A 22,117-nucleotide genomic window follows, 5' to 3' on the forward strand; every position below is an offset into this window, starting at 1 on the left:
ATACTTATTTGAATGCTTTGTATAGTGATAATAAATAGTTATCGGTAGGAGAAACTATGAGATTAATAGTAATTTTAAATGTCAACCCAGATTCATCCATTCAGACAAAAATTATCGAAAATAGAGAATACACTCGCAATGAATTGAGAGATATTCTCCATAAAAGTTTTTCTAAATTTATCGATGAAATCATATTTTACGATAATTTTGAGAGATTCAAAAAAAGTGTTTTTAATCACCTAGACGACTTTGTGTTAAATTTTGATTTTGGATATAACAGTCGAATTAGAAACATGAGTGTCCCAGCATTTTGTGAAAATTATAAAATTAAATATTTCAACCCAGACCCATATGTACAAGTTTTATGTCAAGATAAATTTATGACAGAGAAATTTGCAGAGAATTTTGGTATAAAAGTCCCAAAAAGCTTGTTAGTATTTGATCATTCATACACTAAAGAAATTCTATCGAACTTTGAATATCCAATTATTATTAAACCGAACTATGAATCAGAATCAATAGGAATTACACAAAACTCTATTGTTGAAAATATGGAACAGGCAGATATGGCACTCAAGCAATTAATGAAGGACTTTGATGGTATTCTAGTAGAGGAATACATTGAAGGGAGAGAAGTAGCTGTTACTATTTTAGAAAATGAAGGAGAGTTATTCTTTGAAGAAGTTGAACTTATTTTTCCAGAATCTAATGAATTCAAGTATCAGGCTTATACTTCAGAGATTAAACAAAAAATCGGTATAGAAATCGAAAAAAGTTGCTATTTAAGCGATAAAGATATTATCAACTTAAAGCAACTTTATAAGAACTTGTCTCCAAATAAATTGATACGAGTGGATGGCCGAATAAAAAATTCAGAATTTTATCTAATAGAGATCAATGCTAATCCTGGGTTGTATCCAAAATCTGTTGTACCTAAGACATTCAACATAAATGGCTATACGTACGATGAAATGATACAAACACTCTTTACTCATCATTTAAATTAAGGGGTAGTTTCCACGAAGTTTCATACATTAACTTCATTTCATAATCATTCTTAATAATATCTTCCTCTATTTTATTTTTGTATTCTTCCATTTTTTCGAGGTTATACATTTTTTGATAATAATGATAGAGATTGTAGTAAATCTTATCCAAAAAACGCTTAAAAGATGTCTTTGAGATGAGTTCCTCCAATTCAACAACAATTGACTGACATTCAAGACTACCTACTCTATCCTTTAAGAGATAATAAACAACTAAATTATTGTAAATGGCAAATCGGTCATATTCATCATATGCGGTGATTTTTGCGCTATTAAGTAACTCCGGTATTGCTTCATCAATATCTCCACTATAAAATTTTATTGTAGCCTCGTTATGAAGAATCATATGATTATATACAAGTGATTCACCGAAATAGTCTCGAGCGGTTATTAAAGATTGTTCGGCACGAGAAACATCTCTTTCTACAGCATATAAGTAAGCTAGATAGATAGCATGAAGTCCTGAAAATTCAGAATCTTGTTCCTTAAAAATTCTCTCCGTAATTGACTGAACAATTTTTATACGGTCAGAAAATTGGCTATAAAAAACATTGGATAATCTGATTAAGTAGGGATATAGTGGATGAGTGTGTTGCGTACTTAATTCCTCGAAAATACGTTTTGCTTCTTCTCGTCTTTCAAGTTGTACTAAGTTCATTATTAAAACTAAAGAAAGCTGGAAGTATTGTGATGAGTTTTTATCTAGCTTAACTATATTTTTTTCAATATAGTTAATAGAAGCATCAAATTTTTCACATCGATTTAGTAATAATGCTTTGCCAAAAACAACCTTATCAATATTGTGAGAGATAAAATTAATTAAAGATAGGGATTGTTGATACAAATTAGCATCATAGGCAATTTTTACAAGTGTCAGTATAAAATCTTCATCAATTGTTTTTACATCATGCTGTATCAGATTGAATTTTTCAAAATAGGCTACACGCCCTTCTTGTGAATCAATTCTTATCAATCTCTCTCGAATTTTAGGGAAAATAGATTTGAGTTGTAAAAATTGGCGGTGAAGTAAATAATGGTCAACTAAAATATCAAGATATTCAGCATTATTGGTTTCATATAACTTTTGGTTAATATATTTAACCAAAAGAGAGCTTAGAGCTAGTCTTAACTTAGGGGAAAATGTTGTAGGGCTAACAACCATATCTATAAAATTAGGGATTGATAAGGAAGAGTGATTTCGTTCTAGTAAATCTTTATTTACTAGAAAATCAATATTTTCCGAATCAAACTCCCCGTATAGTTGGGATAAAATTTCCATCAAATCAACTTGAGCTAACCTATTCTTTGTTAAGGAAAGTAAGATTAAAAGGGCTGTTTGTTTGTCTGATAATTCTTCAACAATTTGTTTAATCGTCTGTAATTCTACTGTCCGATCCAACCGTACTCTATCATCAAAATCCTTTAAAATTGTGGAGATTTCTGCTAAATCTCCTTTTTCAATACTATCATGTAAAATTGTAAAATCAATTTGCTCATAATGCAATTCTAACTCTTCAGTTAATTGTTGGATGTAATGAAGAATATGTTCATTAGAAAGTCGATTTAAGTGATATGTTTTAAGAAAAAATTTACTACTATTTTTCAAATACTGCTCCACTCTGTTATCGTCACATTCAAAAATAAACAGGCATTGTTGAGAAGTAACTATTAATTTATTAAATAAATCCAAAGAAGAACGATCAATCTGAGAGGCTTGTGAATACAAAATAGATAATTTTCTCTGTTTTAGAACATAATTAGCATATTCAAAGAGATTTTCCACTTGAGCTTTTAGCACAAATGTCTCATATTGAGTAGGTTCTTCTATCAATGAAGGTAAGTCAATCTCTGACACTTCTAGTCCAATATTATTATCTTTAAAAAATGTTCCAATAAATGCTTTACCAAATATTGCTGAAATTTTCAGCAATATTTTAATAGCTTTATCACTAGTCATTTTTTTGGTGTAAAATTCTTTAAAATCATCATAACCATACTCGCTACTGATTTTATCCAATTCTATAACAAATCTTTTAAATGTTGAAAAATCATTGCTATCATCTAATGGAAAAACTTCTATAAAAGATAAGTTTAGTTTCTTAGATATTTCTTTAATAAATTCGGATTTCCCTACGCCTGAATCAGCTTTAATGATATAAACTTGATTCAATCCACGATTCAAATTATTAGTGTAATCTTTTTGTAAATTACGGAGCTCTTCTTTACGATTGATAAACTTCATGACATTCTCCTACCGATAACTATTTATTATCACTAGTATACCATAAATTCCTACCTCCAATATGTTTTCGATTGTAGTTTTCATTCTCAAAGACTTTTTGAACAGCCTCATAATACTCTTTCTTCAATAACTGAATATGTGGCATTCTATCTATCGGCATCAACGCACCAAAAATGGTGCGTTTCTCTATTTTGTGCTATAATAGAAATAAATAAAAGGAGGAGTTACATGATTGGAGAAAATATAAAAACGTTACGTAAAACACATAAATTAACGCAGCCTGAATTTGCAAAGATTGTTGGTATCTCTAGAAATACTCTGAGTCGTTATGAAAATGGGACAAGTCGAGTTTCGACAGAATTAATAGATCGTATCTGTAAGAAATTTAATGTTTCTTATATCGATATCGTAGGAGAGGAAAAGCTGCTCACACCAGTAGAAGATTATCAGTTAACTCTGAAAATTGAAGTGATTAAAGAACGAGGGGCGAATATCTTAGCACAACTTTATCGTTTTCAAGATGAACAAGGAATTGCATTTGATGATACTTCTAATCCTTGGGTTCTAATGAGCGATGATTTGTCTGATTTGATTAACACGAAGATTTATCTTGTAGGGACTTTTGAGGAAGTAGAGCGATACAATGGCTATTTGGATGGTATTGAACGGATGCTAGAACAAGCCAGTCATCTGGTGGTGGCCTAATGAAACTAGAAGAATTTAGTCAAGGTGATTTTGAACGAGCCTCCAAACGACTCGTTTGTTCAATGACTCGCGGTAAAACAACTTCATCTCAGCCTAAAGCTATTTTGCTCGGCGGACAGAGTGGTGCTGGTAAGACAACGATTCATCGTGTGAAACAAAGGGAATTTCAAGGAAATATCATTATCATTGATGGAGATAGTTATCGCTCTTTTCATCCAAACTACCTTGGTCTGCAGGAGAAGTATGGCAAAGATAGTGTGGATTATACTAAAGTATTTGCGGGAAAAATGGTTGAATATCTCGTAGATGAATTGAGTAAACTAGGCTATCATTTGTTAATCGAGGGCACCTTGAGAACAACAGAAGTTCCTCGAAAAACGGCACAATTATTGACAACTAGAGGTTACCAAGTCTCGCTTGCACTGATTGCGACCAAGCCTGAATTGTCCTATCTCAGCACTTTGATACGTTATGAAGAGCTCTATGCTATAAATCCTAGTCAAGCCAGAGCAACTCCTAAAGCACACCATGATGGAATTGTAGAACATTTGGTTGAGAATTTACGGGAGTTGGAAAAGGATCAGCTTTTTAGACAAATTCAAATTTACCAAAGAGATCAATCGTGCGTTTATGATTCGCAAGTAGATCAAACCTCAGCAGCAGAAGTTCTACAAGAATGCCTCTTCGGAAAATGGAGTAAGGTAGAGAAAGAGATGTTGAAGATGGGACAGGAGCGATTGAAGGAGTTGGGTGAGGAATAGTCATAATAGTTTAATTTAAAATTATACTCAACTATATACTTAATTAGTTTATAAATAGATATTCAACAAATACTACTACATAGAATGATATAATTAAGAGTAGATTTAATAAAATACTTTAAGGAGGAGCTTATGGATACTTTGCAGTCACAGTTTATTAAATTTCACGATACCATTAAGCTAGATGCTGACGATAAAAAGGTATTAATTGATAAACGTAAAGAAGTTGAAGAAGCAATAAATAAAGGTGTTTCAGAATTTGAAAAGAGTTTTTTTAATCAAGGGAGTTACTCAACTTTCACGGGGATTTTACCATTAGAGGATGGGGATTACGATTTAGATAGAGGTTTGAGATTTGAAATTGATAGAAATTCAAATACTCCAAAAGAGATAAAGAAAATTATTTTTAATACATTAGTTTCTAAATTTGGAGAAAATAATGTTAAAGTAAAAAATCCATGTGTCACGGTATCATTTCCTAAAGATAATGTTCATATCGATATTGCGGTGTATTGTATTGAAAATGATAATTATTTTTTGGCTAGAGGTAAGCTTAATAGTAAAGAAGAAAATATTAAGTGGGAGGAAGCAGACCCTGTAGAATTAACGGAAAAAATAAATAATGCTATGGAAAACTCAGAAGACCGAAACCAATTTCGGAGAGTAATTCGCTATTTAAAAAGATGGAAAGATATAAAATTTAAGAATCAGGATAACAAACCAACTGGTATTGGTATTTCAGTATTTGCTGTCAATAATTTTTCTGTAAGCAAAAAAGTAGACTATTTATCTGGGAACGCTACTTATGATGATATTTCAGCTTTAAGAAATTTAGTAAATACTATGATTAATTCGTTTTCGGATACATATGATGTTGATAGAAACTTATTTTATCCGAGATTAGAGGTTTCCTTACCTGTTAAGCCGTATACTGATGTATATGAAAGGGTATCAAATATACAAATGGAAGCCTTTAAGAATAAATTAGAAAAATTAAGAGACTCACTAGATGAGGCAATAGATTCTACTGATTTAAGTGACTCTACAAAAATATTGAGTAAACAGTTTGGTGATGATTTTCCTATTATTGAACAAAAAGAGACAGCAGAAAACTTTGGAACTCGGGCTATAATCAGTGATTATCCAAGTGCTTAGAGGCGCGTATGTTAGAAAAAGAAGAAATATTCCAGATGTACTTTGACGAAATACCTTCAGAGAGCTTGGAGTCCGAAGATAAGGAATGCTATTTTTATCAATACAAAAAATTTACCTTAAAAATTATCGTTTCTAATGACTTTCCCCATTCACTTCCGGAAATATACCTTTCAAATTATATGGATTTTAATAAATGGTATAGTCATGTCGGTTCCGAAGGGAAATTGTGTTATATTTCAGATGATAATTTAATTTGGGACTTTAACAATCCAAGTGGATTATTGAAAGATTGCTGTGAAAAAGTAAAGGAATTACTGGATAGTTGGGATACACCCAAAATGACCGAAGACCTCAGGAAAGAGTTTTTGTCATATTGGCATATCAGTTGTTTGAAGTCAAAAACAAAATATATAGATATTCAAAGTTATTTATCTAGGGTCAGTACATTTGAGAAACATGAATTAGTCCTGTCGAATCAGAACTACCATCTTTTTAATTATGGTTCACAACTTAAAGAGAGTGTTGCGCCACAATCTAAAAAAAGCAGAGATGTTTATATACTTCCACTTAAAGATTCGAATTCTGTGATTCCTCCTAATCCCCTGAATGAACTAACAGAAGCAACATTTAAGAAATTGATTACAGGAAATCTATCTTCGGGGGTTAGACGCCGCTTCCAAAAGTGGTGTAAAACGAAACGAAAGTCATTCATATTAATTTTATCACTTCCTATATCTGATAATGATTATGTTTTATTTGGTGCGCTTTTTGAGTCTAGAACTTCCAAATATCCATTTAAAATTGATAATAAGGTACCACAAAAAAATAAAGATAGAAAAAAAATTGGTTCTAAGGCTAAAAAATCAAAAAATGGGAGTTTCAATATTACTCCAGTATATATTACAAGATTCGACAAGGAGTATAGAGTGAGTAGGACATCCCAAGAATATGATTTTCTGAATAAAAAAGTTGTAATTGTTGGACTTGGATCTGTAGGATCATTTGTTGCAAACAATTTATCTAAAATGGGTATAGAGAAACTTCTTTTAATAGATCCTGATTTTTTAACGGTCGATAACATTTCAAGACACTACTTAGGTATGGATAGTATAATAGATAATATTCAAAAAGTAGACGCTTTAGAAGATAGATTGAAAAAAGAAAATCCTGATTTAGAAATTGAATGTGAGGGTATCCGATTTCAAGAAATAGTTCGGAAGAATCCAAATTTATTTTATGAATATGATTTTGTTTTTTCTTGTGTCGGAGATACTAAAACTAATTTTGAAATTAATCATTTTTTCAGAAAGATTGGAAAAACGGTATTGTATTGCTGGTTAGATCCATATGGAGTTGGGTATCATAACCTACTAGTTTCTCCACAAAATAACGGATGCTATATGTGTATGAATTATGAAAATGGGCATCTTGTTAATAATAGAGCCTCTTTTGCAGAGAAAAATCAAATATTTGAAAAGCGCTTAGCTAGTTGCTATTCTTCATTTGTTCCTTATAATGTTATTGCGCCTAGTTCATTGGCAAATAAAGCTATAGAAGTTTATTTGCAGTACTTGGATGGGGAGTTCTCTGCTGAAAACAGATTAGTATCAGAAATTGGTTCAGATAAACAGTTTGGAAAAGAAGGGTTTACGTATAGTGTTCGATACTACAATTGTTTAAAAAATAGTGATTTATTAAATGTTGCTTTAAGAACAAATACATCTTGTCCAGAGTGTAACGGAGAGTATAAAGTTGATATATGTAAATCTGAATAATAAATATCAAATTGTAATACCATCTGATATTTTAAATTCATTACTAGAGTTTAGGCAACTGGGTTTTGAACCTGAAGCAGGTGGTATTTTTGTTGGTAAGAGACTTTTAAATAATTCGATAATTATTATAAATTTTTCAAGACCACAGGATAATGATGTAAGAAGTAGATATAAATTCTCAAAGACTTCTCCAAACCACCAGAAATTTGCAGATGATTATTTTGGTAAAAGTTCAGGTTTCATAAGTTTAATTGGAGAATGGCATACCCATCCTGAAGATATACCTACTGCATCTATTGTTGATATTCAATCATGGGAAAAAATTATCTCAGATAATGATGATAGATTATTCTTCTTGATAATTGGGCTTCAGGCTGGGAGATTCTACTTTAGGGAATCAAATGAGTGGCAATCCACTCTAATCTATTTTAAGGATGTATTGAATACGTATGAATTTAAAAAATAAATCATTTAAGAAATGCTTTTTTTGGTCTCAAAAATTTTATTTACCATTGGTATTAATTTTTCTATTTCCAATTCTTATTTGTTATTTGATTGGGAAGAGTTTGACACTAGTTGAAGTTGAAAAAATATCAAATACCAATTTTTTTACAAGAACTATTTTTGAAATAACTCCTGATAATTCTATCGCTACTTATATAGTTCTTTATTCATTAATATTTACTTCATTATTAATGATTTTTAGAAAAAACAATGCAGAGCGAACATTTAATGATGGTCATTCTGTATATCTTCATAACTGTTATAAAAGACTGTGGATTGCTGCAAATATATTAGGCTATCGAAAGTTACAACTTATAGGTGTATCAATACCAATGCAGTTTGAACTTATTATTAATGGAGTTTTCTCAGAATTTATATCAGAATCATCTGTTATGCAATATGATGAATTTGAAGGAAAAATTACTGTTGAGTATCCAATTGAAAACAAAAAGAATAAAGTTGTCAATTTATTAGTATGTGATACATATGATATTCCTTTAGAAAAATTAGCAGCTAACTATTTGGAAAATACAACAGTAAAAATTTCATCGCAACAAAAGTATAGTGGTAACAGATATAACAATCCTCAATTAGTTAGTACAGTCCGAGAAGAAACGCAGAAAGTAATTAACGCCTATAAAGAGGTTAATCTTTTTATGACAACAAATCCTTTAAATACACAAAAAATAGTAGGGACTTCATTCTTAACATTAGATAGATCAAGTTTTGATAGAGTATCGGTTATACAGATGGATGAAAGAAAACTCTATAATGATTCGTTTATAATATACGAGAGATAGTTAGGTATTTTGTGCAATTTGTGACTTGTATTAGCATCATATCTTTAATAAGAACTGTTTGAAAAATAAAACGGCAAGCTAGAAATTACTAGCCTGCCGTTTTATTATAATATTAAGGTATTTAATTATGTGATGATAACAAATTGAAAATGCGGCTTAGATCAGTGTACATCCTATATTATGGTTAAATATAAATTTACTTACTTTTTTCAATGATTAGTTCTCCAGATCTAATTTCCCAGACTTGGTCAAAGTTATTCAGTGCTTCATTCTGTCGGTGTAAAGTAATGATGACAGCACACGGTAAGTCTAGTACTTTTTTCAATTCTGCCTCGAACTGATGAGCATCCAAGGCTGAAAAAGGTTCATCCATAATAACTAATGGACTCTGACGGTTTTTTTCTCGATTGAGGTACATGCGTTGTTGTTGACCACCTGACAGGGATTGAGGAGGTGTTGCTTCGAATTCCGCATCCTTAAACTCTGCGGGGAAAGTACTGAATAGCGTAACATTATTTTCATAACTAGAGATGAAGCTATGCTCCTGTTGCAAGATCAGGCCAAATCTCCCCCAAAGCTGATTTAGGGGAAGATCATTCAGCAAGATCTCGCCTTGGAAATCCTCATCCGTACCATTTAAAATATTGAGTAGGCTACTCTTGCCTGATCCGTTCTCTCCTATGAGGGCAATCTTATCTCCTTTGTGAATGGTGGCAAAAGAAATCTTCAATGTTGATTCCCCAAGTTGTTTAGAAAGATTCTTCAATGTGATCGTTTCAAAGGAAGGCTGTGGTGACTGAATTGAAGATGGATGCTTAACAATAGTTTGAAAGCTTTTAATTACAGGTTTTACCGACTCCAACATTTGCAGATCGTAAAGGATTTCTTGAATTGGTTCTGAGAAGGCTGTAATATAACCAAAACTTGCAACCACCTCAGGGATACCAATTTGATGATGATATAGAGAGTAAGCTAGATAGGAAAAGAGAATAAGGCTAATGAATTCAAAAGAAATACCCGTCAAGAGAATACCTGTAATTTTAGTCAAACCATACCCAAGATACTTATCCTGCAAGTTTTTGAGAGAATTTCTTTGTTGCTCTATAAAATGAGGTAGAGTGAGTTTGTTAACTAGGTGATGTCCTCGGAATAGATCCTCCAAGGTCCGATAATAATCACCTTGCTTTTCAAGATAGGTTTGTCTACGCTTCGCAGTCAATTGACCAACGATCTTTGGAATTTGAATACTGATGGCTGTTGAAATCAGTAGGATCAGTGCCACTATAGGATTGATAGTTCTGGTAATAATGATGGTATAAATCAAAATTCGTAGAATCTGCTTAAAAAAACTCATCAGTGGAGGTAGATAATCTTTTTCCAGTGAATCAAGATCATTAGATTGATAAGAAATGTATTCTGCGACTGTTTTCTGCTTGAAATCATGGTGGGCAAGTCCTAAAAGAGATTGAAACCAATCGTTCTTTAGATTTGTCGAAAAGAGAATGGCCTGTTTCCAGTCAAGTCGCATTTGGATGTAGTTGCAAGTCAGGTAACCTATAACTGAGATGCAATAACCTGACAAAGCTATTTGATAGTTGCCACGAATTAACTCTTGTGTAAAGTATGGAAGAAGAGCAGTACAAATATTGGACAGTCCACTAAAGAGAAAATTAAAGAAAAGATACCAGCGCAGAGGCTTAAGGTATTGAAGCATAGACGAAACTCCTTGCTAGTGCTGTTTTTTTACATATTTCAGAGCAATTTCTGCTATTACCTGATTCAGATAAGGCAATTCCAGAACATTGGGTGCAATAATTGGCAATTGTATAAGTACTACAATTTTTGCTATCTTTTAAAGTATATGTTGGTAAAGCAGGTGAATAAATTTATTTCAAAGTCAAATACTTATCACGAAAAAAATCTAAGTGTTTTCTATTTGAAATAAAATTAGTTAGTTATGCTAGTTGAGATGTGTTTTTTCTAAAGTTATCATCCCATTCCTTCACTGCCTCAGGATTAAGAATAATATTAATTGTCTCTAGAATAGTTTGATGTATTTTTAAAGCCTCCTCTTTGTCACACCAAAGATAATCAAATATGGCTTTAAGTTCATGTAGATATAGTTTTTCAAAAGAAAAATAGGTTGGATAATTTTTGTTAAATAATAATGTCAGAAGTTTTCGGCTAGCGTTTCTTTCTTTTCGTTCTAAAAAAACAGATAGGCAGTTTAGGACGGTATCAATTTTAATACGATCTAGGTTATTTTTTAGCGACTGAGGAGTATCTTCGAGAATAGTATTAGTGAAGATTATAAGAGCATCCGATGTAAAATAAGGGACGAGATTACCAAGCAGACCGACATCAAGATTTGTCCAGTACTCTAATGAAATAAAGTAGTCAGTGAGTTGAAAAATGGTATCTTGAGGAACGGTTAATTGCTTTAGTTCGCAGATGATTACCTCTAAAACGCGAGCTATGATTTGGTAAATATATTGACCTTTCTGATCTGATAACTCATAGAGATATGATTTTAATTCGGAAAGTATCTGAGTATCTTTGTTATTCAGTGCCTCTTCTAACTGCTCGGTTAGCTGGTAAAAATCTTTGTCTCGGAAATCTTTCCATTCAAAGAATTCATTAATTTCAACTAACATAAATCCTAGAAGTCGAAATAGAACATCATTAGAAAGGGTTGTATGACCATTTTCAAAATCTGAAATACTGGTGGCAGAACCAGCAATTTCTCCAAGTGCTTTTAAAGATAGTTTTCTTTGCTTACGAATTGCCTTAAATTTTTCTCGATTAGTCATGTTCGGATTTCCGAAATTTTTCCTTTTCACATTTTTTATATTATACAATACTGATATCAAAAATGAAATTGTTGAATATGATTTTGATCAAGATTATGACGTCTTCAAAAATCTTGTCTGCGACAAAATATTTTACAAAATTTTGAACTTGCGATTTTATCCAATAAGGTCAACTATGAATTGAAGGTGGAATGAGATGGGAACTATTTTTAAGCATATTTCAAAAACTAAATTATTTTTTTATCTATTATTTTCGCTACTGTATTCCTTACAAGGCTTACTTACTTCATTTCTCATACAGGTAGCAGGAAAAATTGATGTAAATGACAATCGAATGATTCTAACATTTGGATTAAGTGGAGTGTTATTATTTGCATTTATCTACGCTTGTATGTATGTCAATAATCTCCTAGCACGAGCAATCATTGAAGAATTTAATGTGCTCATTTCTAAAAAAGCTATTGAGAAGTTCTATCAAAGAACATTGCAATACAGTCCATCAGAATTAAATTCCTTTTTAGCACAAGATATTCTAATGTTTTGGCAAGAGTATCTGGTCCCGCTCATTATTTATCCTATCTTTGGTCTATCTATTCTAGCATCTGTGTCCTATCTTTTGATACAACATATCCAACTAGGTCTGATGTTTACAGTTGGGGGATTCTTAATGATCATACCCCAGTTTGTCTTTCATAAGATGTTGAAGAAACGAGGGGAGGAATTAAGTAAAGCTAGAGAAAACAGTATGGCTTCTATCACGGATTTTACAAAAGGAATAGATACTATTCGTAGTAATCAAGCTAGCCAGCAGTTTTCGGCTCATGTGTTGGATGCTATCAAAAACACTGAAAGGAAGCAATACCATTATTTCACAAGTCATAATTTAGTCATGTTTTGGACAGGACCTCTCAAAGGTATAGGGCTAGTTATCCCTCTGATGGTAGGCTTATTTTTGATGAGAACAACCTCTTTAACTCTGACGACATTACTGGCCATGATGACGGCCTCGATGAATCTTATTTCTCCATTACAACAATTGCTAGAAGGCACTTCTAGTCTACAATCATCCACAGCTATTAGAGATAAGGTAGTTTCTATTTTACAGTTAAGTGATGGATTTACTGACGTAGAGGAAAAAAACGTTGAAGGAAGAAAATTATGTATTGATATTGATCATTTAAGTAAATCATTTGGAGAAAAAAAGCTCTTTCAACAGTTATCTCTTAATATTCCTTTTGGAAAAAAGGTTTTACTGACGGGAGCAAGCGGTAGTGGAAAATCTACTCTGTTTAAACTTTTAAGCGACGAAGATACTGAATTTTCAGGAACTATTTCTTTTGAAAATGAGAATGGAATGTCTTTTGAGCCATCGTATGATTGTGTATCAGTCATTCATCAAAAGCCTTATATTTTTAACGGTAGTTTAAGAGATAATGTAACTCTCTTCCAAGATTTTTTAGACAGTAGTATAATAGATGTGTTACAGAAAGTTAATCTTCTTAAGGAAGTTGGCAATAATCTTGAACTACACCTTGATGGACAAAATCTATCAGGTGGTCAAATGATGAAATTGGAACTTGCCAGAGCTTTGCTTAGATTGAAGCCCATTCTACTTGTTGATGAGGTAACAGCTTCATTGGATGATACGAATGCCAAAGAGATTCGACAGCTTATTTACTCTCAAGATTGTACAATTATTGAAATTGCTCATAAATTCAATAAAGATAATTATGATGAGGTTATTAAGTTAGAAGATTATAGATTTCGTGATTAACACAGAGTTCAAATTGAAATACAATCCAATATATTGCATTTGATAATCAGTTGTATTGAAAATAAAATACAGATAGAATTCTGCAAGTGTCTGATACTATGCTATTTTAGACTAATTGAAAGCTACCTAATTTATATGAATTTAATAGCAAGTAACAGTGAATTTAAGATTCCATTTGCTATTGACTCTTTCGTAAAGAATGAAATTGATACAATATCACAAGAGAGAATGTTTAGAGCTATAGGTTCATATTTTTTGACATTAAAGACTCAGACTTTCTTTTCAGTAATCAGAGAAAATTTATATAGAATTGATGGAGATTATTGTAAGATTAGAGTTGAATCACCTCTTTTAAAAGAAGATAGATATGAAGAAATATCAAGAGAAATCATTGAATTTGGCGTTTAAGATGAAAGACTTTCTTAAATTTGTGGTATCTTATTGGTAGCTAAACAGTCAAATCGCACCATTTTGTTCAAAAATAACATAAAAAGAATGTTGATTTATCAGCATTCTTTTTCAGGTAAAATCAAATCTTGGAATTAGAAGAAAAATAGGCTTTGGATTGAAATAAATCATAAATAACTATACAAATTGTCTCTCCGTATAGGAATGATTTAGTGTTCTTCAGTTGAAACTATAATCCTAGGTATGAAATTAAAAAATTTTTTTAATTTGGTCATTAAAAATTTTTTCAAAAAAATTTTAATCCTATATGGAAGATCTTATAATGTGTATTAAAATCCTTAAAATATCACTATTTCCGCTATTTTAAAGGGCACTTTGTAAAGTGTCCTTTTTAAATTTTAGTAGAAAATTGAGCAATTTTTGGTAGAAAAAGCGACTTTTTTTGATTTTTCTTTTTTTTACTTTCATCAAAAAATGGCAGACTATTAGTATGGAAAGAAAAAAATTTATTGAGAGCAAGAGAGTTGTTAGCAAACAAGCCAAGCTAACAGCTCTTTTTTTGTGCCCTCAATAATCTTTTCAAATAAATAAAAAAAGAGGTTATATAATGCCTGTTGATAAAAACAAGAAAATCGAGAAGATTTTAAATACACCGACTTTGAATTTGCTACCTTCTGTTAATTTGAAAACAGATGACAAAGTAAGGGATCGAATCACTAATCGAACATCGATTCATTTAGGGCCTGGTACGATTCATATTGAAAATTTTGATGCTAACAAAGATTATTTCAAACTCCGAGTTTTGAAGATGTTAGATTTATTAATTTTGCTTGTAGGGAAGAAGAACCAATATAGACTAAGTGAAGAAGAGGCTGTTAATTGCTTGGTTGAATTTTCAATTAAACAGTATGCAGAACTGATGGGGAAAAATAATCTAAAAAGTACTTCAACGAAGAAAAATGTACGTCGTATCATTGAAGAGGCATTAAGTTTGCTAAACGATCTTTCTATTAGTACCGCAGAAAAGAGAAAATCGGAAATCAAAGAATTCAAAGATATGAAACTGATTGAGGAATTCAAATGCAAAAAAGGAGTTTATACAGTTCAATTGACTGAAAAATTCGTTAGATATTTAATTACTTCTTATGTGACAAATTTCCCTCTCAGACTTTTTAAAATTGATGAACGTAGTAAAAATGTTTATTCTATCGCAAAGAAACTAGTCTATCATCAAAGTCTCAATAATAATAGAAAGAAAAAAATTCATGAAGTCATATCAGTTGAAGCTCTGTTAAATGTATGTCCTAAAATTCCAGCAATAGAAGAAGTTAGATTGAAAAAAGGTGGTTGGCGTTCAAGAATTGAGGAGAGCTTAACTAATTCACTTGATAAACTAGCCGATGATAAAATCCTAGTTTGTTGGGAATACTGTAATCCAAATTGTGAACCTTTATCAAAAAAACAGATAAAGATGGATTCTTTTTTTGATTTTCAAAAATATAGGGTTCATTTTAAGGTTTCAGGGATTTAAATTCACTGATTTATTGATTTGCTTTGATTAAATCAGGATTTATGTATGGGGTATGTTGAATTAAAAATTGGGGTATTTTGAATTAGAATTTGGGGTATGTTGATTTTGTAAAAAATTTTTTCACCCTTGGTATAACTGATATTTTAGCATCTCTGATTTTCAATACTAATAATATTAATAAGCAGCATACGCCTTCAATTTTCGTATTGAAGGCAATGCTATAATTTTGCCTGTAAAGAAAAAAATCCGGATTTTATTTTTTTACTGGCAATGAAAAAAGGAGTACAAATATGTTTGAAGAAGAAAAATCTTATTTGAAAGTATACATTGACCAAATCTCTGAACCAAGTCGTAAAGGTGGTAAGGGAGCATATATTTGCCCTCTTTGCCACAGTGGTGAAGGAAGAAACAGAACTGGTGCTTTTCACATTTACGATGAAACGCAATGGAAATGTTTCTCTTGCGATAGAGGTGGAGATATCTTTGATCTTATCGGCTATGTAGAAGGACTTGATAAATTTAAGGATCAATTGAAGCGTGTCAGAGAGTTGTTTAATCTATCAACTGAATGTGATGGATTCAATTACCAGAAGAGTGAATATTTGAATTACAATGCTGTTTTTCCTTTAAAGGGAGAAGAGAAAAAAGATAATTATTCAAGTTTTTATAATGAGGCAATAAAGCATCTTTGTGAAACTGACTATTTTCTTAAACGAGGGTTGAGTTTTTCAACAGTCCAACGGTTTAAAGTTGGTTACGTAAAAAAATGGAAGCATCCCCATGTGACTAATCCTAATGTTCCTGAAACACCTCGGTTAATTATTCCTTTAAGTGAAAGTTGTTATTTTGCTCGTGATACAAGAGATATTGTACCCGAACCTCAATTGAACTATATGAAACAGAAAGTGGGAGGGAGCGATCTTTTTAATAAAAGCGAACTCTTCAAAAAATCTACGGATCCAATTTTTATTGTAGAAGGCGAAATAGATGCCATGAGCATCGTTGAAGTTGGTGGAAAGGCAGTAGGACTTGGTAGTATTGGAAATATAAATAAATTAATTAATCTTGTTTCTGATCTAAAAATTGATCGTACATTCATTCTCTCATTGGACCAAGACGAAAAGGGGAGAGAGGCTGAACTAAAATTAGCAGAGCAATTTAGAAGTAAGAAAATAAAATTTATTTCTTTCAAATTAACTATTGATGACGTAAAAGATCCTAACGAAATGTTAGTGAAAAATAAAGGAGTATTTAACAAAATGGTAGAAAATGCAATCAATCAAACCAAAAGTGAAAAAGAGCGGTATCTTGAAAATTCAACAGCTATTCATCTTCCGAAGTTTTTTAATGATATTAAGAATGGTTCTAATAATTCATGTATTAAAACAAATTTTGAAGGTTTAGATGACCTATTAGAAGGTGGTCTTTACGAAGGCTTATATTGTGTTGGTGCAATTTCCTCTCTTGGTAAGACAACATTTGTAACTCAGATTGCTGATCAAATTGCAGCACAGGGAACTGATGTTTTGATTTTTAGTATTGAAATGTCTAGATGGGAAATAATTAGTAAAAGTATTAGTCGTCACACAGTTATCGAATCTATTGCCTCTAATAGTGATGTCAGAAATGCAAAAACAACACGAGGAATTACTGAGGGGAGTAGATATTCAGGTTACAGCAACCCAGAGATTGATTTGATTAAAAAAGCTGGAGAAAATTACTCGCAATACTGCAAAAATATTTACATTGTAGAAGGTACTGGACCTATTGGTGTGAATTGTATTCGAAATACTGTAAAAGACCATATCAAATATACTGGAAAAGTACCCGTTGTTATTATTGATTATTTACAGATTCTATACCCAGTGAATGAACGATTTACTGAAAAACAAAACACAGACAGATCGGTAATAGAATTGAAAAGGATTAGTCGAGACTTTAAAACTCCATTAATCGTGATCTCTTCTTTCAATAGAGAAAACTACAAATCTATTGTCAGTATGCAGTCCTTCAAGGAGAGCGGTGCAATCGAGTATTCTAGCGATGTTTTGATTGGACTTCAACTTAAGGGGACTGGTCGAGATAGCTTTGACGTTAATGAAGCGAAATCAAGAAATCCTAGAGAAATTGAGTTAGTAGTTTTAAAAAATCGTAATGGAAGAACCGGCATTAAAATGGAATTTGACTATTATGCGATGTACAATTATTTTAAAGAAAAGTAGTTTATGGCTATTGGTTAATGATTTAATTTGTTGAACTATTCTAAGCCTTATCAAAAGATGGAAATCTCTGTAATTAAGAATTAGAAGGAAGAGATAATGCTAACAATAAATCATACAGAATTAATGAAATTAGGTTTTCCTGAACATACGGCACGGGATATTATAAGACAAGCAAAGTTAATTGCTGTTCGACAATTTGAAGAATCTAGAGCTTTATCGAATAATGTGGTAGAATTAAGTAAATCACCATTTGATAATTCTCGTCTTAATTTAGCTCCTACGTATATTGTAGAAGAATTACTCGGCTTTAAGTTGCTTTCTGAAAGAAAGGAACAAAATGAGTAAAAAATATAAATGCGTAAGTCGAAATAAGAAAGGAAAAATTTACTATGAGGTTGAATTCAGTGTAGATCCGTCTACGGGTGACCGAAAGAGGTTTAGGGTTAAATCTTATAAAGATCAATTTGGAATTGATTTTAAAACAGAAAAGCAAGCCTTTGACGAAGTCTGTAGGATAAGAACTGAATACAATGCTAAAATAGCTAGTGCCAGTGCAAATAGGCCACAATTAGATATTCCATTTTCAAAATTTATGGAAGATGTTTATTTGCCTTATTATAAGAAAACTGTTCAGCCCGTAACCTATCAAACTGCTTATCCTCAGTATAAGACTTTTATTGAAGTTTTTGCTGACAAAAAATTGTCTGAAATCAATGTTAGGGAATGTGAAGATTTTAGATTATCTTTAGTGGAAGACTACTCTCCAAACTACGCAAAAGGACTTTGGTGTAAACTGAAGAAGTGCTTAAATTATGCAGAACGCTTGGAATACATCGAAAATAATCCTTGTCGAAAGTTAGACAATCCTAAAGGAGAAAAACCGAAAACTGAATTTTGGACTGTAGAGGAACTTGATAAGGTATTAAAAACTTTTGATCAGACAGTTTATGAAGAGAGGCAGTTTTATACGGCTATCTGGCTTTATTTTATGACGGGGATGCGAGTCTCTGAGGGTCTTAGTTTAAAGTGGTCTGATATAGATCTTAAAAATAAGGTTATTCATATTCAGTCTACCCTCGAATATCAAGGGAATGGGAAATACGTTCGAAAAGAGCAGACAAAAACAAGGGCAGGAATGCGTTTCTTAGAAATAGATGACGAAACTGTTAAAGTGTTGCAAAATTGGAGAACTGTACAAGTGTATAATAGAGAAGATAATTTTGTATTAGCACGGTTTAACACTCCCATGAACAAATCTACCTTAAGTAGAATGTTAAAAAGGCATGCACTAGTGGCTAAGGTTCCGGTTATTACTGGGAAAGGTCTACGTCATAGTCATGATTCATTTATGATAAACGTTCTAAAAAAAGATGTTTTGTATGTCTCGGCTCGTTCAGGAAGAACGGACAAAGCTACAACACTAAACACCTATTCTCATTTCTATGATAGACAGATTGTTACTGGCGGTGCTGAAATAACAGAGGTGTTAGGAGAGCTCGGACTAACTGCAAGTCCCGCCACAATCCCGCCAAGTAAAGAAACCAAGTAAAAAATAGCTGTGTGAGAACAACTAAAGCAACGACGCTTCAGTTACTCTTAAATAATAGAGTTTCCAATCAAAATCAAAACCGAGGTTTAGTCCTCGGTTTTTTTTGTACAAGTATAAGCACTAGTTTCAAGTTAAACTTAGAATTGTGATCAAATAATATAAAAACGATAGATATAATCATCTTTTTTTGTTTTGGCTCTATTGCCGTATTATAATTTAATAATCCTCCAATATAATTAGAAGACTAGTAGAATTTAGTTTTATTTGGCAAATAATATTTTTGAGAATCAATTCACAATTTTTATCATATTATGATATAATTTGGTCATAACGAAAAGTCTTAGGAGTTAATTTGATGAATAAAGTTAAAATAGTTAGTAACCCATACGAAAAGAAGGTTATCTTTGAACGCTGGAGTGATCAATTCAATTCTTGGGTAACGATTGATCAAGATACCAATGCAAACAGTAAACTGATTAGTAACGAATTTCAGTCTGGTTTTTTTCCGTTTAAAGTGTATGAAATTGTAAATCAAATTATTGCTGAATATTCGGTGCCTGATGAAAAACTTCTTATTAGTTTTTCGGGAAGTGATGATGAATTTCAAGAATTGGAGAATCTACTGTTTGATACTAAGTTTGAGAATATCGAACTAGAAAAGACAGAAAATTACTTGGAAAATGCTCGTGATGTCTTGCCTGAAATTAATAATATTTTTAAAAAATTAGATCCACTCATCACAAAGAACATTGAGGATGAGAGTGGAGAGATTCAACAGCAGCTCAAACGGTTCTCTGACGCTTCAAACGATATTGTTCCAATTTGTGTTTTAGGGACTTATAGTGCTGGTAAATCAACATTTATTAATTCTTTAATTGGTTGTGAGTTACTCCCTAGTGCTGAAACTCCTGTAACAGCAAAGGTTTATAAATTATCCTCCACTAATCAAAAAGATAGAGCTAGTGTTCGATTTACGTTTAAGGGTGAAGAAGTCAGAATTCAGGTTCGTGCTGATAAGTTAGTATTTGATAGTTTAGAAGTTGAAGATGAACTAATTGATTCTATTAACCTTGCTATCCATGAGGAAAAGGTATCTTCAATCATTGAAAAAGTCCATATCATATTGGAAGAATTAAATGATTATTCCGATAGTGAAATTGGAGACTTAATTGAAATTGAAATTCCTTTTGGCAGAAGTACTCTTGATGAGGTTAATTATCAAATAGCCATTTTTGATACTCCTGGGTCCAACTCTTCTACAAACCTCCAACATTCTGATGTACTGGATAAATCTATGAAAGGAATGTCTAATGGACTACCAATCTTTGTAACAGATAGTAGTTCGATGGACAGTACTGATAATGACAATCTAAAAGATAAATTAAAGAAGGTTTCTGGGTTAGATAGCCGTTTCACTATGATTGTGGTGAACAAGGCAGAAAGTGCTGATATTAATTTAAGAAAATTTCAAAAAGAATCATTTAGAAATAAGATTATGAATCAGTCTATTCCGAGAGAGCTATATGCTCAAGGTATTTTCTATGTTTCTTCTATCCTTGGCTTGGGATCAAAATTAAATGGAGAGCTACAAGGGGAATTCTATTCGGAATTATATGATACATATAAAGCAAAATACTCTGATGCTAGTAATGATTATTATAAGAGATTATTCGATTTCAATATTGTGCCTCCTCAGATGAAACAGTCCATGATAAAATCAGCTGAAGTGAACCAAAATTGCATTTATGCGAACAGTGGACTGTTGACCATAGAAGATGCGATTAAGAATTTTGTTATTAAATATTCACATTATGATAAGTGTCAACAAGCCAGAGAGACTTTAAATCGATTGATTGTTATTACAGATAAAGAAATTGATGAGAAAAATGTTGATCTGAGCGGTAGAAAACTGGAGTTACAAAACAAACTAGATGATAAAAAAGCCAGCACGTTAGCTACTATTGATGAAAGAATTTCAAAAGAAAGAGGAGGACATACAACTAGGTACCCTGAAGAAATGGCAAGTTTTATTAAAAGCTTGACCCAGTCATTGAAAAAAGAAAACGTTGAATCCCTATACTCTAACTATTATGAAAAGTATTCTCAGGAGTATCCTGAAATAGTAGTAGAAGCTAGTCATGACGGAACTAATTTACTACGTAAATTAAAGGGACAATTTAATGAAGCGGTTCAACAGTTTAAATCATCTGAGGAAAGACGGAGAAAGATTGAGGAGAAAGCTTCTGTAGAAATTCTGGATGACGTTAAAAAACAATTTAGTGATCGGTTGATTAAAGCGAAAGAAAGTTTTAATCTATTTTCTAAAGAGTTTTGGCTAAATGCTACTAGTGATGTTCGCACAGAATTGGAAAAAGTAATTGCTGGAGATTTGGAACTCGAACCAGAGAAAATAAAAGAAATTTCAGATATGATTATTTCTTATGAAGATATTAATTTTGAAAGATTTGATTTAGGAAAATTTAATCGTGATGAACTAAGTTATATATTTAGAATAGGTGATTTTAAACTGAAGTCAAATAAAATTAATATTTCTGGTTTAACAAATACATATAATAAAGAATTTAAAGCGAAATTGACAGAATTTAGCGATACCATTCGTTCGGAACACGAATTAAAATTTTATAACTGGACACAGGATTTAGGTATCCTAATTAAAAGTAATATTATTGAATTTAGTCCAGAATTAAAAGAACTGGACCGGAAAATTGAAAAGATAAGCAGAGAGATTTATAGTTTGGAGATTCAGCAAAAGCAAATCACAGCCTACGTCACTCAAATCAAACGGATGATATCTTGGAAATAAGTGAAGTGCTA

Annotated in this window: 17 protein-coding genes; 14 read left to right on the forward strand and 3 right to left on the reverse strand. The window is 31.8% G+C overall.

Annotated features, from left to right (window positions below; genetic code table 11):
* Positions 1–56 precede the first annotated feature (56 nt).
* Positions 57–1,007: an ATP-grasp domain-containing protein gene (locus NML76_RS01085; protein WP_195311645.1), complete on the forward strand. Its 951-nt coding sequence runs from the start codon at positions 57–59 to the stop codon at positions 1,005–1,007.
* Here NML76_RS01085 and NML76_RS01090 read toward each other — a convergent pair.
* The gene (locus NML76_RS01090) at positions 988–3,288 is read right to left on the reverse strand and encodes a hypothetical protein (protein WP_254732473.1); all 2,301 of its coding nucleotides are present in this window, start codon (positions 3,286–3,288) and stop codon (positions 988–990) included. The genes NML76_RS01085 and NML76_RS01090 overlap by 20 nt on opposite strands.
* Before the next feature lie 228 nt (positions 3,289–3,516).
* Here NML76_RS01090 and pezA point away from each other — a divergent pair, with 228 nt between their 5' ends.
* The 6 genes from pezA to NML76_RS01120 all read left to right on the forward strand — a co-directional run bounded on the left by pezA (position 3,517) and on the right by NML76_RS01120 (position 8,988).
* Entirely contained in the window at positions 3,517–3,993 is a 477-nt protein-coding gene (pezA, locus tag NML76_RS01095) for a type II toxin-antitoxin system antitoxin PezA (RefSeq protein WP_195623241.1), read from the forward strand.
* A complete protein-coding gene (gene pezT / locus NML76_RS01100; RefSeq protein WP_049496945.1) occupies positions 3,993–4,754 on the forward strand; it encodes a type II toxin-antitoxin system toxin PezT in 762 nt (253 codons plus the stop codon). Before pezA ends, pezT begins: the two co-directional genes overlap by 1 nt.
* A gap of 132 nt (positions 4,755–4,886) precedes the next feature.
* Positions 4,887–5,909: a cyclic GMP-AMP synthase DncV-like nucleotidyltransferase gene (locus NML76_RS01105; RefSeq protein WP_049496948.1), complete on the forward strand. Its 1,023-nt coding sequence runs from the start codon at positions 4,887–4,889 to the stop codon at positions 5,907–5,909.
* 8 nt (positions 5,910–5,917) lie between these two features.
* Entirely contained in the window at positions 5,918–7,684 is a 1,767-nt protein-coding gene (locus NML76_RS01110) for a ThiF family adenylyltransferase (RefSeq protein WP_195623240.1), read from the forward strand.
* Positions 7,662–8,150 (forward strand): Mov34/MPN/PAD-1 family protein, encoded by a 489-nt coding sequence (locus NML76_RS01115; protein WP_049496953.1) that lies wholly within the window; start codon positions 7,662–7,664, stop codon positions 8,148–8,150. Before NML76_RS01110 ends, NML76_RS01115 begins: the two co-directional genes overlap by 23 nt.
* Positions 8,134–8,988, forward strand: a complete 855-nt coding sequence (locus NML76_RS01120; RefSeq protein WP_049496956.1) for a hypothetical protein — start codon at positions 8,134–8,136, stop codon at positions 8,986–8,988. The genes NML76_RS01115 and NML76_RS01120 overlap by 17 nt, the downstream gene beginning before the upstream one ends.
* A gap of 196 nt (positions 8,989–9,184) precedes the next feature.
* Here the strand turns inward: NML76_RS01120 and NML76_RS01125 are convergent, their stop codons facing one another.
* Positions 9,185–10,702 carry an ABC transporter ATP-binding protein gene (locus NML76_RS01125; protein WP_195623239.1) on the reverse strand — a complete coding sequence of 506 codons (1,518 nt, stop codon included), beginning with the start codon at positions 10,700–10,702 and terminating at the stop codon, positions 9,185–9,187.
* Positions 10,703–10,943: 241 nt separating this feature from the next.
* Positions 10,944–11,798, reverse strand: coding sequence for a helix-turn-helix domain-containing protein (locus tag NML76_RS01130; RefSeq protein ID WP_195311726.1), 855 nt, complete (start codon positions 11,796–11,798; stop codon positions 10,944–10,946).
* Between the two features lie 196 nt (positions 11,799–11,994).
* Here NML76_RS01130 and NML76_RS01135 point away from each other — a divergent pair, with 196 nt between their 5' ends.
* The 7 genes from NML76_RS01135 to NML76_RS01165 all read left to right on the forward strand — a co-directional run bounded on the left by NML76_RS01135 (position 11,995) and on the right by NML76_RS01165 (position 22,106).
* Positions 11,995–13,572: an ABC transporter ATP-binding protein gene (locus tag NML76_RS01135; protein ID WP_195623238.1), complete on the forward strand. Its 1,578-nt coding sequence runs from the start codon at positions 11,995–11,997 to the stop codon at positions 13,570–13,572.
* A 135-nt stretch (positions 13,573–13,707) separates the two neighbouring features.
* Complete coding sequence (locus NML76_RS01140; protein ID WP_201036814.1) at positions 13,708–13,980, forward strand: hypothetical protein; 273 nt, start codon at positions 13,708–13,710, stop codon at positions 13,978–13,980.
* Positions 13,981–14,587: 607 nt separating this feature from the next.
* Positions 14,588–15,511, forward strand: coding sequence for a hypothetical protein (locus NML76_RS01145; protein ID WP_049492934.1), 924 nt, complete (start codon positions 14,588–14,590; stop codon positions 15,509–15,511).
* A gap of 290 nt (positions 15,512–15,801) precedes the next feature.
* Positions 15,802–17,733: a DnaB-like helicase C-terminal domain-containing protein gene (locus tag NML76_RS01150; protein WP_049495668.1), complete on the forward strand. Its 1,932-nt coding sequence runs from the start codon at positions 15,802–15,804 to the stop codon at positions 17,731–17,733.
* 93 nt (positions 17,734–17,826) lie between these two features.
* Entirely contained in the window at positions 17,827–18,078 is a 252-nt protein-coding gene (locus tag NML76_RS01155; protein WP_192832637.1) for a DUF3173 family protein, read from the forward strand.
* A complete protein-coding gene (locus tag NML76_RS01160; RefSeq protein WP_049495673.1) occupies positions 18,071–19,282 on the forward strand; it encodes a site-specific integrase in 1,212 nt (403 codons plus the stop codon). The genes NML76_RS01155 and NML76_RS01160 overlap by 8 nt, the downstream gene beginning before the upstream one ends.
* Positions 19,283–19,637: 355 nt before the next feature.
* Positions 19,638–22,106, forward strand: coding sequence for a dynamin family protein (locus NML76_RS01165; protein WP_254732474.1), 2,469 nt, complete (start codon positions 19,638–19,640; stop codon positions 22,104–22,106).
* The last annotated feature ends 11 nt before the right edge of the window (positions 22,107–22,117 follow it).

The organism is Streptococcus sp. CF8_Ac1-9, from assembly GCF_024295565.1.
Classification (GTDB): Bacteria; Bacillota; Bacilli; order Lactobacillales; family Streptococcaceae; genus Streptococcus; species Streptococcus parasanguinis_X.

Excerpts from the sequence above, each read along its gene's own strand:
- NML76_RS01085 (WP_195311645.1), top strand. The coding sequence starts at position 57 with ATGAGATTAATAGTAATTTTAAATGTCAACCCAGATTCATCCATTCAG.
- NML76_RS01090 (WP_254732473.1), bottom strand. The coding sequence starts at position 3,288 with ATGAAGTTTATCAATCGTAAAGAAGAGCTCCGTAATTTACAAAAAGAT.
- pezA (WP_195623241.1), top strand. The coding sequence starts at position 3,517 with ATGATTGGAGAAAATATAAAAACGTTACGTAAAACACATAAATTAACG.
- pezT (WP_049496945.1), top strand. The coding sequence starts at position 3,993 with ATGAAACTAGAAGAATTTAGTCAAGGTGATTTTGAACGAGCCTCCAAA.
- NML76_RS01105 (WP_049496948.1), top strand. The coding sequence starts at position 4,887 with ATGGATACTTTGCAGTCACAGTTTATTAAATTTCACGATACCATTAAG.
- NML76_RS01110 (WP_195623240.1), top strand. The coding sequence starts at position 5,918 with ATGTTAGAAAAAGAAGAAATATTCCAGATGTACTTTGACGAAATACCT.
- NML76_RS01120 (WP_049496956.1), top strand. The coding sequence starts at position 8,134 with ATGAATTTAAAAAATAAATCATTTAAGAAATGCTTTTTTTGGTCTCAA.
- NML76_RS01125 (WP_195623239.1), bottom strand. The coding sequence starts at position 10,702 with ATGCTTCAATACCTTAAGCCTCTGCGCTGGTATCTTTTCTTTAATTTT.
- NML76_RS01130 (WP_195311726.1), bottom strand. The coding sequence starts at position 11,798 with ATGACTAATCGAGAAAAATTTAAGGCAATTCGTAAGCAAAGAAAACTA.
- NML76_RS01135 (WP_195623238.1), top strand. The coding sequence starts at position 11,995 with ATGGGAACTATTTTTAAGCATATTTCAAAAACTAAATTATTTTTTTAT.
- NML76_RS01140 (WP_201036814.1), top strand. The coding sequence starts at position 13,708 with ATGAATTTAATAGCAAGTAACAGTGAATTTAAGATTCCATTTGCTATT.
- NML76_RS01145 (WP_049492934.1), top strand. The coding sequence starts at position 14,588 with ATGCCTGTTGATAAAAACAAGAAAATCGAGAAGATTTTAAATACACCG.
- NML76_RS01150 (WP_049495668.1), top strand. The coding sequence starts at position 15,802 with ATGTTTGAAGAAGAAAAATCTTATTTGAAAGTATACATTGACCAAATC.
- NML76_RS01160 (WP_049495673.1), top strand. The coding sequence starts at position 18,071 with ATGAGTAAAAAATATAAATGCGTAAGTCGAAATAAGAAAGGAAAAATT.
- NML76_RS01165 (WP_254732474.1), top strand. The coding sequence starts at position 19,638 with ATGAATAAAGTTAAAATAGTTAGTAACCCATACGAAAAGAAGGTTATC.